Raw genomic sequence first — 12,664 nt, forward strand, 5'->3', positions numbered from 1 at the left:
AGCACTCATTCTTTATACTGAATCTGCATCTCTGCTTTTCGCCCAAGCGCTTTTCTCGCTTTCTCAACAATATGACCTGCCGTTAAACCGAATCGCCCCATTAGGTAATTCACTGATCCCACTTCCCCAAACTGATCCTGAACTCCGACGCGTTCAAGAGGCACCAATGCATTTTCGGCAATGACTTCAGCGATTGCGGAGCCTAAGCCATTGATAATGTTATGGTTTTCCGCACTGACGATAGCACCGGTTTCCCGCGCTGCCTTAATAATCGTTTCTTCGTCAACGGGTTTAATGCTGAACATGTTGACGACGCGGGCAAAAATACCTGCTTCTACTAAAGTGTCCGCTGCCTTTAAAGCTTCCTCTACCATAATTCCCGTGGCAATAATCGTAAGGTCAGAACCTTCTCTCAACTGCACAGCCTTACCAATTTCAAAGGATGACCCTTCTTGATAGACTTTTGTCGCGTTTTTCCGTATTAGCCGGATGTAAAACACTCCGTAAAGATCGGCTACTTGTTCGACCAGGTTTCTCAACATTACCGAGTCCGTAGGTTCCAAAATTGTAATACCCGGTACGGTCCGCAAAATTCCAATGTCCTCAAAAGGCATGTGTGTGCCGCCGTTGAAAGCTGCAGTTACCCCTGGATCACTGCCTACGATCCTAACATTTAGTTTCGCGTAACCACAGGACAAAAAGATCTGATCGAAGCATCTTCGAGTAGCAAAGGGAGCAAAACTATGGGCAAATGGAATTTTACCGGTAGCCGAAAGCCCGGCAGCCACGCCAATCATATTTGCTTCTTGAATCCCCACGTTGAAGGTTCGCTCCGGGTAAGCCTTTGCAAAGGGAAGCATGCCTATAGAACTCAGCAGATCGGCATCAAGCACAACAATCCGTTTATCCACTCTTGCCAAGTCAATTAGGGACTGGCAATAGACGCTCCTCATTTCTTTTCCTTCCTTTACCAGTGTTTCGGCTATGGTAGCTTTCATTCCTTCTCTACCTCTTCCAGCTCTTTTTCTAGTTCATACAAAGCTTCATCCATCTGATCTTTATTGATTGTCATGTGGTGGTTGGAAATGGCATCCTCTGCAAAACTCCAGCCCTTTCCTTTTATTGTATTCAGAACTATAACCGATGACTTTCCTTTAGCTGCCTTAGCCTTTTCAATACCCTCATGTATTTCAGCAACCTTTGAACCATCAATGTCTTGAGTGTGCCAGCCAAAGCTTGCAAATTTCTGTGCGATGTCACGAAGATCATTGATATTTCGGGTATAGCCATCCAGTTGCTTCTTATTGCAGTCAACAAAGACAATGAGATTATCTAGTTCGGACTGGGCAGCGTATGAAGCCGCCTCCCAAACCTGTCCTTCTTGAATCTCGCCGTCTCCCAAAATCAGATAGGTATAATTAGTTCTTTTGTCCATTCTGTGTCCTAACGCTACACCTACAGCCAAAGAGAAACCTTGCCCGAGCGAACCGGTCGTCATGTCTACGCCGGTTGTCAGATTTCGGTCACAGTGACTCGGAAAATGGGTTCCTGGCTTATTGAGGGTTTGGAGTTCCTCCAGAGGAAAGAAACCCCTTAATCCAAGTGCAGCGTAAATTGCCGGACCTGCATGACCCTTGGAACAGATTAGCCAGTCGCGACCTTCCCATTGGGAGTTTTGAGGATCAATCTTCATGACCTCTCCATACAGAACCGCTAACGTATCAGCAATAGATAATGCCCCACCAACGTGGCCAAATCCCAGGTTGCCAATCTCTTTCATTGTTTCCATCCTGATTTTTATGGCAAAAATCCTAAGTTCCTTTATTTTTTCTTTCCTAAGCATTTAATGCCCCCCAAACCCATTTCTTTATAATTCCCCCTAACCTTTTCCTGTATAGCAGTCCAGATTACATCCATTTTAATTTCCCATAGCAACCCAGCTTTGACTGCGGATAAAATGGCTGATAGAGTTAAATACATGCTACAGACCACGCACAGTTCCCCTGGCAGTGCATGGTCTGTTACTCCTCTTACTAATCACATAGAATAGTGCCTGAAATGACTTTCTTAGGAATTAGCAGTGCCTTTGTCTGCTTGGCCACGAAGCGTAATCCAGCCAGCCAATGCCAATAATAAAGCACAGATGATAACTACAGAGATATAGAGTCCCCCAATGCCAAGCTTAGCCAAAGAACCGGTCAAAATACCAGCCCAACAGAAATCGCTGTCGCCAAATGTCGTATTGGCAAGGCCGAAAGAACCCATGAAAGCCAATAATAAGGCTGGCAAGACTGTAATCAGTAACCCATTAACAAATGCACCAATAATAGCACCCCGGCGTCCGCCAGTAGCATTGCCAAAAACTCCTGCTGTACCGCCATCAAAGAAATGCGGAACCATTCCCGGAATAATTAGGGCTAATCCTAACGGACCCATGAGAAACATTCCAACGATGCCGCCAATCAAACTGGCAATGAAGCCAACCAGCACGGCCGTCGGAGCGAAGGGAAATGTCGTAGGGCAGTCCAGAGCCGGCAAAGCGTTAGGAACAATCTTCTCTGCAATTCCTTGGAAAGCCGGTACGATCTCCGCAAGTATCATACGAACACCCGCTAAAATCACTGCAATACCTGCTCCAAAAGTAATGGCTTGTATGACCACATACATTATATAATTGCCTCCGGACGTAAATTGAGCGAGTGCTTGAGGTCCGGCTGCCAAAGCCAAAATCAGATAAAGAATAATCATTGTGAGTGTTGTCATAACCAGTGAATCCCGTAAAAACCCCAAGCGGTCAGGAACTTTGAGGTTTTCCGTGCTATAAGATTTGTTTCCCGTTACCTTTCCAATTAGAGAAGAAATTATATACCCTAAAGTGTTAAAGTGCCCCAAAGCAAACGGGGCGTCGTCGGTGACTTGGCGCATAAACGGATGCACGTAGGCTGGCATAATAGTAGCGATAGTCCCCAACAAAATCGCGCCGATTATAATCTGGTTAACACCCGTGACCCCGGCACTTCCAAGCACTACTGCCAGAACTGTCGCCATGAAAAATAGATGATGTCCCGTCAGAAAAATGAATTTCGAAGGCGTCACCCTTGCGAGGATTAAGTTAACTACAAAACCAAGCCCCATAATCATAGCTGTGGGCGCGCCGAATGATTTTTGCGCCAATGCCATAATAGCCTCATTGGTAGGAATAACCCCATGGAGATGAAATCCCGCTTGGACCATGGTGCCAAAAGGTGTTAAGGCACCGACGATAATCCCCGCACCTCCGGTCAAAATCATAAATCCGATAATCGTTTTTAGAGTCCCCGAAATAATTTCACTCGCCTGTTTACGTAAAGCAATCAAACCTAATAATGCCATTAGACCGACCAGAAGAGCAGGTTTACTGAGAATTTCATTAACAATAAAGTTAAGCACAAGCATTTTATACCCTCCCTTATAAATTACAAACGATTTAGCGCTTTAGTGATTTAGAACAACCGATAACTTTGCTTTCATCTCATTCTTATCAACATAATTCTTGATCGTAACTATTGGGGTGTCCTTACTCTTGAGCAGATTAGCAAATTCGGCAGAGGTAACAATTAAATCTGCCTTCTCGGTCTTTGCCGTTCCTACATCAGCTGTTGTTACATTTGCTTTAATGCCCATTTCTTTCAATACTGACTCGATTGTCATTCGTAAGACCATACTACTGCCAAACCCCATTCCGCAAACAGCCAAAATCTTCAACTCGTTTTCCCTCCTTCCATAATTAGCTCATTCATTGATTCTCTTAACAATATCACGAACGTTGGTGGCATTTCGGATAAAGTTAATATTTTCGGCATTGGACAAAAACGTAGCCAATTTCCTCATGATCTCCACATGTAGATTGAACTCTAACGCCGCTATCCCAAAGACGATATCGACAGGGTCATTGTCCTGATGACCGAAATATACGGCTTTCTCCAGTGTCAGTAGACTTATTCCCGTAGATTTTACTCCGTCGGTTGGCTTGGCGTGAGCAAAGGCAATGCCCGGGGCAAGGACAATATATGGACCGTAGTCCTTCACAGCATTAATTGTCGCCTGAATATAGGCCAACTCCACATACCCATTGTCAACAAGCAACTGGATAGACATTGCCAGCGCATCCTCCCAGTCTCTGGACGTCGCTTTAAGGCGCACGCGTTCCTCAGCAATTATCTTCATTGCATCTCCTCACACTTTCCACCGTCAACGTTACCGGCAATCTTTATGTTGTATAAGTAGCAGTTCTTTTAGTAAATACGGTATTTTGCTATCACGCTTTAGCCCCGGTATCCTGTCTATCTCTAATTATTGTATAAGCCTCCCGGACGCTGTCCGCATTCATGAATTTTTGCGAGTCATCATCGTTTGCAAAGAACTCCACGATGTCCCTAATGATACCTAAATGTTTCTCATTATCCACAGGGGCGAGAGCTATGATTACCCTGGCTACATGGCCCTTTTCAAAAAGCACTCCCTGCTTAATAATGAGGAAAGAAACTCCTAAGGCTAGTACGCCATTTTCCGGTTTTGCATGGGCTAACGCGATATTCGGCGTAATAAAGATATACGGACCGTGACTTTCCACCCCGGCAATCATCGATTGCACATATCCCGGAGTTATTACAGCTGCTCGGACAAGCGGCTCTGCCGCTAAAGAAATTGCCGCCTGCCAATCCTTAAGAGTTTCTGTCGTCTGAACCATGTCCTGAGTCAAAATATCGTTGAGGTGATGAACCGGTCGCTTAAAGACCTCACGGACAAAAAACTGTTGCCGGTTCTCATAATTCTTGAGTTCCATGTGCAGTTGCGCTCGCTTCTCTTCAGGTACATACTGCTCAACAATCCGGCTTATCTCCTCCATATTCCCCCGCTGCCAACCCCCGCTACCATTTTCATATACATAAGACAGAATGGTTTGCTTGTCCGCCTTCGTTAACACAGGGTGCACTATAACTGCACAGCTGGAATGTTCGACCGGAACAGTGGAAATGATTAAGTCAGCGCCTTCTTTGTGATTCGCCAACGCCTTAACTGACACAACGTCAAGAACTTCTATCAATGAGGACAACTCTTGCACTTGCTTCGTCAAAATGCCAGCTGTCGAAACCCCATTTGGGCACACCAGAAGTGCTCTTACCAAGCCCCTTTTCTCGTAGGGGTTCACAAGATGTGCTCCAAAATACATCGTGAGATACGCGATTTCATCTCTTGACATCGGGCATCCGATTATCCGGTAAAACTTCGCGGCTACCTTACCCGCGAGCCGGAACAGATATGGGTATTTACTTTCTATCTCATCGGTCAAGGGATTTCTATCGATGATTCCATAATCGTAGCGGTAAATTGAATTATGAATGTGCCATAGAAGTTTCTTTTTTAGCTCTTCAACACTACCCAAGCTCACACAGGCCAAGTGCTCGAACTCGGCAATCATATCTTGAATAATGCTATTGATTTTACCTTCACCTTCAGGGACATTTCGTACACTTTGTACCCTAGCGCCCAGCAGGTGAACTGTTAAATATACCTGTTCTGTTAGTCCGAGTTCTGGAAAATGTTCCTGAATCATTTTAAATTCCCATTTGTCCGTAAACCGCTTCTCATTGCGGTTAAGGACTTCCGGTCTTTCATCGGTTCGTTTCATCACCGAAATTAGAACCGCCAACGCCAACAGTGTACCCTCAACATACTCTGTCTTTAAGGTTGATTCCACTTCCGAAAGGCTACTCAGGTTCGACCGGACCTCATCCCGGACAAATATGTTCACTACGTCGCGTCGTACCAGGTCAATAATAAAATGAAGGTAATGAAGGAACACTGCCCATTTTTTTAGAATAGAGCCCGTAATAAGATAGCCGGTTCGGTGTTCGTACTCCAGTTCCAAGCCGTAGTGGCCTAACTGAGCTCGAACGATCTTCAGATCATTGGTGACGGTACTTCTACTCACCCCCTCCACAATACCCAAATCGTCAGTAAAAACTGCTTTTCGGGCTGCCATAATGAAGCAGATGATTATGGCAACTCTTTCTTCTGGAGAATAAATATAGTCAGACACTTGAGGTAGATCATCAACGAGCTTCTGAACCATTTGACGTTGGAGCTCACTCAGACAAATACCCTTTTGACGCTCAACTTGAACTTCCGGAATATGGTGATAGGAGAACCAATCGTTAATTTTACCTAACTCGTAATAGACGCTGCGTTTAGAAATATTCATCATTTCAGCCACTTCACCAACCGATAAATAGGTTTGAGTAAAGACCAAACAACTTAATATACTACGGCTCCGGCTATCGAGATTGATCAGGACCGCCATCACATCCACCTCGCACTTTTATATTACACGGAAGTTACAGAATATTGAAGCATAATTATTGTCTGTTTATTTGTGCAAAATCCTCCACTCAAGCTGTCCTATGTGTCCTATGTTAAAAAACCTGCCTTATTCCGGCAAGAGGCATTTTTTCCGTCTCACTGGGTAGTAATGCCCCTTGAAAAATTTTTTCAGCAACCATGCGCTCCAGACGCCCTTCCTCCTCTTTTATTGCAAATACTAAGCCTTAAAAATAAAATATAAGATTTCTGAATTACCACTTCGATATTTCAAGAAAAGCCTGACTGGATTCCGCAGCCAGTAACGCTTTCACCTTATCCTCATCCAAAAGGATATCGGTAAGCTGTTCCAACAGGTCAATGTGTGCATCCTGATCGACGGCAGATAGCGTGATAATCAGTTTAATGGGGTCGAATATCTCAGATCCGAAATTAATAGGCGGATTCAGCGTGAAAAAGCTTAGAGCCATTTTCTTTGCTCCAAATTCCGGCCGGGTGTGTGCAAGTGCAATGTGCAGTAGCAAGGGCCAATTTAAGGCCCTTGCTTTTAACAGATTCAATAAATTCAGTTACGCCCTTTTTAGCCGGAAGAGTATTGATCCGCGGTATAAATAGGTTTTGTGTGTCTTCCGTAAATTTCTGTCTGTCGATTATCACGCCCTGCTCTTTTTCAGGGGTTTGAAACAAGCCCTTCTTTGACCCGGATAAAGTCCCGGCGGACATGAAGCCAGCACAGCTGACGCAGAATCTGACCGTCTAAAACGACATAAGCGGGATAACGCAGGGCTTCCCCTTTGGAGGCGTCTTGTGAGACAATTTCCAAATGCTTGTCATTACTCTGCACAAAGCAGTAGTAACTCCTATACTTTGCCTCATGTTCTGCGTTAAATTCCGCGACAGCTTCGGGATTTCCAGAAACGAGCAGTTTCATGATCGGCCGCTCCATGAGCAGGGAATTATTTCGAGGGGAAAATGGCCAATTATCAACGATCTCCGCCCGGACTTTCTCCAAACTCCAATGGAAATCCAGCCGAGTTTCATCCTCCAGCGGATTTTTCTTCAGCACAATGCCGTCGGCGAAGTAGAAACTCACGTGGAGTCCTTCGGTTTCGGCATGTTCAATTAAGGGAACAAGCCCCTCGGTCTGCAGAGGCAAGCGAAGCCAAGGAGGAGCCCCCGGTTTTTCGACCCAAGCTCCGTTAAGACCAATCAAAGGCATTTCCGTACCGATTGAACTCGCATAACTTTCTAGTGAAGAAATAAGCCTTCCTGAGGCCAAGGTCACGCGAATTCCCTGTTTTTGCAGTCTGTGCAAAGCCGAAAGAACTTGCGGAGGAATCCTTTTCTGATCGTCGACTAAGGTCCCATCCACATCCAGACAAACCAAACGTACCATTGGCCCTCCTCTTTAATAAATAGAACGGGTTATGTAAGATAATCTAAGCTTAGCACAAAGCCGTTGGTTTAGACAGAAAACAAACGTTAAAAAACACATTATTCTTATGGCAAAAAACAAACAATTGGCTAAAAGCCCCCGGAATAAGGCTTTATAGACAATTGCCAGTATCACCACATAAAATTGGCATCCCATATACGGCTCTGCTGCGCACGCTCACCTTGCGCCAGAGCTGCGTACTCGGAGGCTCCGCTAACGCACCTAACCTCAGGGTATTCCTGCATGTGAACCCTGATGCCTGTTTTAACGCTGCGCCTTCTGCGTGCGCGGACGCTCCTTTGCCCGAAAGGTTCGCTAAGGAGCCACGACCGAATAAATTTTCTAGGGGTGGCCCGGACGGACGGCGTAATTCCATTCACCGTGGAATTGAGAATACTCGATTTGGACTTCGGCCAGGTCAGTACCATTTACACTAAATAATCTTCACTCCTTGAGAAAAACTAGTTCAGGGATATGATGATGAGGAAATATTGACTTCCCCCTACTGGTGGGACTGGAAATCCAACTTAAACGTGTTTTCGGCTAACCATCCTACTTGGAGCGCTACACGTTAGGCTATAACGTCTTAGCACCGGAGTTGGATTCAGGGACTAACCAATGTCCGTTTTTTTCGGACGGCTCCTGTTTTACTAAACCTCCTCTGAGATCCTAAGAATTTGCAAAGTCTCTTCGATCTCCGCCGCCGTACCTAGCGCCAAGACCTCCGTCACTCGCGCCTGGGCCTCCGCGTAGTTCAGCCTGCCCAGCAGTTCCCGCGACTCCAATACAGATATCGCGCTCATGCTGAATTCGTCGAGCCCCATGCCCAGCAGCAACGGGATCAAAGCTTGATCGCCGGCCGCCTCCCCGCACATCCCGACCCAAATCCCGAACTTGTGCCCGTTTTCAATCACCTGTCGCACCAGGCGCAAAACTGCCGGATGATAAGGGGTATACAGAGATGCAATCTTTCCATTGAGCCGATCTACCGCCGTCGTGTATTGAATCAGATCGTTGGTCCCGATGCTGAAGAAGTCCACTTCCCGAGCCAGCACGTCGGACATGACGGCGGCCGCCGGAATCTCAATCATGATTCCGACCTCCACCTCCTCACTCACGGCCACGCCCTCGCTTACCAATTCCTCTCTGACTTGCGCCAGCATCCCTTTGGCCCGGCGGACTTCCTCCAGGCTGGAAATCATGGGAAACATGATGCCGAGTTTGCCGTAGACGCTCGCGCGCAGGAGGGCGCGCAACTGGGTCTTAAACATCTCCGGCCGATCGAGACAGACCCGGATCGCCCGGTAACCCAAAAAGGGATTGCTTTCCTTCGCCAAACCCAAGTAGGGGAGTTCCTTGTCCCCGCCGACATCAAGCGTCCGGATGACCACTTCCCGGGGAGCCATCGCTTCCAGTACCTCTTTATAGGCCTGAAACTGCTCTTCCTCCCCCGGCAGATCTTCCCGGTTCAAGTAAAGAAATTCTGTCCGGAAAAGGCCAACGCCTTCCGCCCCGTTCCTGAGCGCTCCTTCGCAATCTTTCGGCGTCCCGATGTTGGCGGCCACAATGACCTTGCGCCCGTCGTGTGTCACCGTCGGCTGCCCCTTCAGAGCCTGCAGCTTTTCTTTGCGTTCCGCCTGCGCCCTTTGCTTCTCCCGGTAGGTCCCGAGCACGTCCGGCTCCGGGTTGACGATGACCTCACCGCTATTCCCGTCCAAAATCAGGGAATCCCCCGTTCGGATCAACTCCGTTCCCTGCACGGTTCCTACAATCGCCGGGATCTCCAGGGTGCGCGCCATGATAGCGCTGTGGGACGTTCTCCCTCCCACATCGGTGATAAAACCCAGCACATGCTCCGGAGCCATCGTCGCCGTGTCTGAAGGTGTGAGATCATGGGCCACGATAATACAGGGTGTGCCCAAATGAGTCAGGTCGGTCTCCGCCACCCCCATCAGGTCACGGATGATCCTGCGCCCCGTGTCCCGGATGTCGGCCGCCCGCTCGCGCAAATACTCATTGTCCATATTTTCCAACAGGTTGGCATAATACTCCACCCCGTCCCGCAGAGCAGCTTCTGCCGTCAAACCCTCTTTCAGCTTCTCACGTACCAGCGAGAGTAATTCTTCATCTTCCGTAATCAGAATCTGAGCATCGAGTATTTGGGCCTTGTTCCCGAGGCGCGCCTCGGCGCCGGCCCGGATCTTTTCCAGCTGCCGGCGGGCTGAGCTCAAGCTCCGGCTCAGACGCTCATTTTCCTCCCCCGCCGTCAAACGGCTCCGTTCCGGCAAAACCGACGGCACATCTTTAAGCACCAGCGCCTCGCCGATCGCGATTCCGGGCGAAACCCCTATTCCTTGCATTTCCGCTTCTCCCTTCGGCCTTTAAACTCCCGTCGGCATCTACGATCCCGTGACATTCTGAGCCACGCCATCCCACCATTCGCTCCGCCTCGTCATCCCGGTTTTCGTTCCGGTCCATCCTCTTGGGATCCTGTTCGGGCATTCGGCCCTCATTCACCAAAATTCCCGGCAAAGAGCGCCTGCAGCCTCTTGTCTGTCTCTTCCTCATCCGGACCCTCTATCCTAATGACCAGGCTGTCCCCTTTTTGCGCACCCAGGCTGAGAACTCCTAAAATGCTTTTCGCGTTATATTCTTTGTTATTCTTGATTAGGATCACTTCCGAACGGCTCTGACCGGCCGCCTGCACCAGCAGGCTGGCCGGGCGGGCATGAAGTCCCTGGGGATTTGTCAAGGTATACTCACGTTTAATCATGTTATTTCTCCTCATCGTCACCAATGACCGGCGAGCTGCACCGTTGTCCGCCGGTCCGCCTGTTTTACGCCGGATCAAGAAGCCCGATTGCGTCCGCTTCCATTATATAGCCTGCGGAAAAGGGAATTCAACCCGAAGATCCTTATAGTTTGTCACTGTTACTCTGTCATCTCTTTGAGAATCTATTTTGGCTTTATCCACGCCCCGTTTCACCCGCGACACGGTTTCCTCAGCGCCCCGGTGTTACCAAAGTTGTTTTCCACGCTCTCTCTCACCGTTAATCTGCCCGGGTTAAAGAGCGGCAATGCAGACCCGGCAAAAACAGCCGGGATGCGCATGCACCCCGGCTGTCCATTTTCCGCTGGTTTCTTAATTATCATGCCGGTTCAACTTTGTCAGGGGCACGTGCAACGCCGTGAGCAACGTTCTCGGTTCGTCCGTCAGCGTGCCGGCTCAACCCAGGTGAACTTATCTGGCAACCTGCTTTTCCGCCTGCGGGAAAGATCTCTGTTTCTTTTCGTACCTATGGTACATCCAGAAAGCTACCACGGTGAAGAACAGCGGTCCGGCAATCATCCAAAGAGTGGATTGCACATCACCCTGAGTCAGCGGCTGGATAATGGTAAAGAAGTTCGCGAAACCGACAGTGAAAGTCACAACGACCGTTGCCACCAACGCCGATTTGTAACTCTTGTATACCTGGAACGGCTTCTCAATCTCGGTCTTTTTCTTAAAAGCCGCGAACGCTCCCGAAATGAACATATAGGGAATCGTCATAGCTACGTTGGTCATAAGCACAAGTTTGTTGAAAAAGGCCGAGGCAGCCTGCCCTCCGAAGGACACGATGAAAATCATGACGGCCACAACCGCGCACTGTATCCAGAGCGCTCTCAGAGGCATCCCTTTCTTGACCTCGCCCATCTTTCCCGGCCATAGCCCGGCGGGGGTTCCTTCAATCATTTGCTTCAGAGGAGCATAAATCAGGGTGAAAAACGCGCCCGTCAAAGCCAGGAACATGGACAAGCCGACCAGCCGCGCCACCCAGGCGCCGAAGGTCAAAGCCGCCGCCTGATTCAAGCCGAATCCGAGTCCGACCTGGAAGCCCAGATTCTGCATCACGAGGTAAGACACATTCGCCATATTCACACTGTTTGAAGCCAGGACATGATTCCAGTTAACGAAAATACCAACCAAAAAGATACCCAAAGAATACGCTATCGCAATGATAATAGCCGAGATAGTGACTCCTTTCGGGAAAACCTTTTCAGCATGTTCCGTCTGGTCCACCAGGCCGCCTACCACCTCGATACCGCCATAGGCGAAGAGGGCGAACACGATAAAGGAAAGCATGGCCACCGGTGTTCCGTAAGCATGGTTAGGCGAAGCGACAAAGGAATGGAGAGACAGGATGGGCTGGGCGAAATGACCGTGATTGGCGATGAGGACGAAGACTGCGCCCAGCAAGAGGACGACATTGAGCAAAGCCACGGCCGTACCGCCGACAGACGTCACTTTCGTAATCTTATCCAAACCTTTGGAAGCGACGAAACTGACCACGATGATCCAGACAATTCCCAAGAGCCCCAAAGTTTGAGTTGAACTCATGTGAAACAGTGTCCAGCTCGCGGTTGTGTCTTTACCGAAGATGGAATTAGACAGGGGAACCCAGATGGTCGACGCCACATTCACCATCCAGACCACATAAGACGCGTACCACATGAACGTTCCTACAAACGCGTACTTGGGTCCGATCGAGCGCTCCATCCACGAATAGATCCCACCCTTTTCATTCTTGAAGGCGGCGCCGTATTCTGCCATCATGAAAGCGTACGGAAGAAAGAACGTTATTCCCGAGAGCAGATACCACGGTATGGCGCCGTATCCCATTAGGTAAAAGGACCGAGGCATGTTTGTAAACCCGAAGACAGAAGTGAAGATCATTAGGACTAATGGTAACAAAGTCAATTTGCTTTTGCTTTTTTCTTGGGACCCCATCTCTTTCATCTTCTTTCTAATACTTAGTTTTGATTTAATTATAGTTATTTCGAGTAATAATACAATACTGCGAAAGAAATTTAAATTTTACCGTCAATTTA

Annotated in this window: 11 protein-coding genes; all 11 read right to left on the reverse strand. The window is 48.2% G+C overall.

What is annotated here, in order from left to right; all coding sequences use genetic code 11:
- Window positions 1-5: 5 nt before the first annotated feature.
- Complete coding sequence (locus MNU25_RS17805; RefSeq protein ID WP_240986295.1) at window positions 6-998, reverse strand: transketolase family protein; 993 nt, start codon at window positions 996-998, stop codon at window positions 6-8.
- Window positions 995-1,843, reverse strand: coding sequence for a transketolase (locus MNU25_RS17810; RefSeq protein WP_240986296.1), 849 nt, complete (start codon window positions 1,841-1,843; stop codon window positions 995-997). The genes MNU25_RS17805 and MNU25_RS17810 overlap by 4 nt, the downstream gene beginning before the upstream one ends.
- A gap of 224 nt (window positions 1,844-2,067) precedes the next feature.
- Entirely contained in the window at window positions 2,068-3,435 is a 1,368-nt protein-coding gene (locus MNU25_RS17815) for a PTS ascorbate transporter subunit IIC (RefSeq protein WP_240986297.1), read from the reverse strand.
- A 39-nt stretch (window positions 3,436-3,474) separates the two neighbouring features.
- Window positions 3,475-3,744 carry a PTS sugar transporter subunit IIB gene (locus MNU25_RS17820; RefSeq protein WP_240986298.1) on the reverse strand — a complete coding sequence of 90 codons (270 nt, stop codon included), beginning with the start codon at window positions 3,742-3,744 and terminating at the stop codon, window positions 3,475-3,477.
- A 27-nt stretch (window positions 3,745-3,771) separates the two neighbouring features.
- Window positions 3,772-4,206, reverse strand: a complete 435-nt coding sequence (locus MNU25_RS17825) for a PTS sugar transporter subunit IIA (RefSeq protein WP_240986299.1) — start codon at window positions 4,204-4,206, stop codon at window positions 3,772-3,774.
- A gap of 91 nt (window positions 4,207-4,297) precedes the next feature.
- Complete coding sequence (locus MNU25_RS17830; RefSeq protein WP_240986300.1) at window positions 4,298-6,343, reverse strand: BglG family transcription antiterminator; 2,046 nt, start codon at window positions 6,341-6,343, stop codon at window positions 4,298-4,300.
- A gap of 271 nt (window positions 6,344-6,614) precedes the next feature.
- Entirely contained in the window at window positions 6,615-6,920 is a 306-nt protein-coding gene (locus tag MNU25_RS17835) for a PTS sugar transporter subunit IIA (protein ID WP_261487392.1), read from the reverse strand.
- A gap of 110 nt (window positions 6,921-7,030) precedes the next feature.
- Window positions 7,031-7,756, reverse strand: coding sequence for an HAD-IIB family hydrolase (locus tag MNU25_RS17840; protein WP_240986302.1), 726 nt, complete (start codon window positions 7,754-7,756; stop codon window positions 7,031-7,033).
- Window positions 7,757-8,445: 689 nt separating this feature from the next.
- Window positions 8,446-10,155 carry a phosphoenolpyruvate--protein phosphotransferase gene (ptsP, locus tag MNU25_RS17845; RefSeq protein ID WP_240986303.1) on the reverse strand — a complete coding sequence of 570 codons (1,710 nt, stop codon included), beginning with the start codon at window positions 10,153-10,155 and terminating at the stop codon, window positions 8,446-8,448.
- 149 nt (window positions 10,156-10,304) lie between these two features.
- A complete protein-coding gene (locus MNU25_RS17850) occupies window positions 10,305-10,568 on the reverse strand; it encodes an HPr family phosphocarrier protein (protein WP_240986304.1) in 264 nt (87 codons plus the stop codon).
- A 468-nt stretch (window positions 10,569-11,036) separates the two neighbouring features.
- On the reverse strand, window positions 11,037-12,563 hold the full coding sequence (yjeM, locus tag MNU25_RS17855) for a glutamate/gamma-aminobutyrate family transporter YjeM (protein ID WP_240986305.1): 1,527 nt from the start codon (window positions 12,561-12,563) through the stop codon (window positions 11,037-11,039).
- Window positions 12,564-12,664: the final 101 nt, after the last annotated feature.

The sequence above is a fragment of the Acididesulfobacillus acetoxydans genome, assembly GCF_902729405.1.
Lineage (GTDB): Bacteria > Bacillota > Desulfitobacteriia > Desulfitobacteriales > Desulfitobacteriaceae > Acididesulfobacillus > Acididesulfobacillus acetoxydans.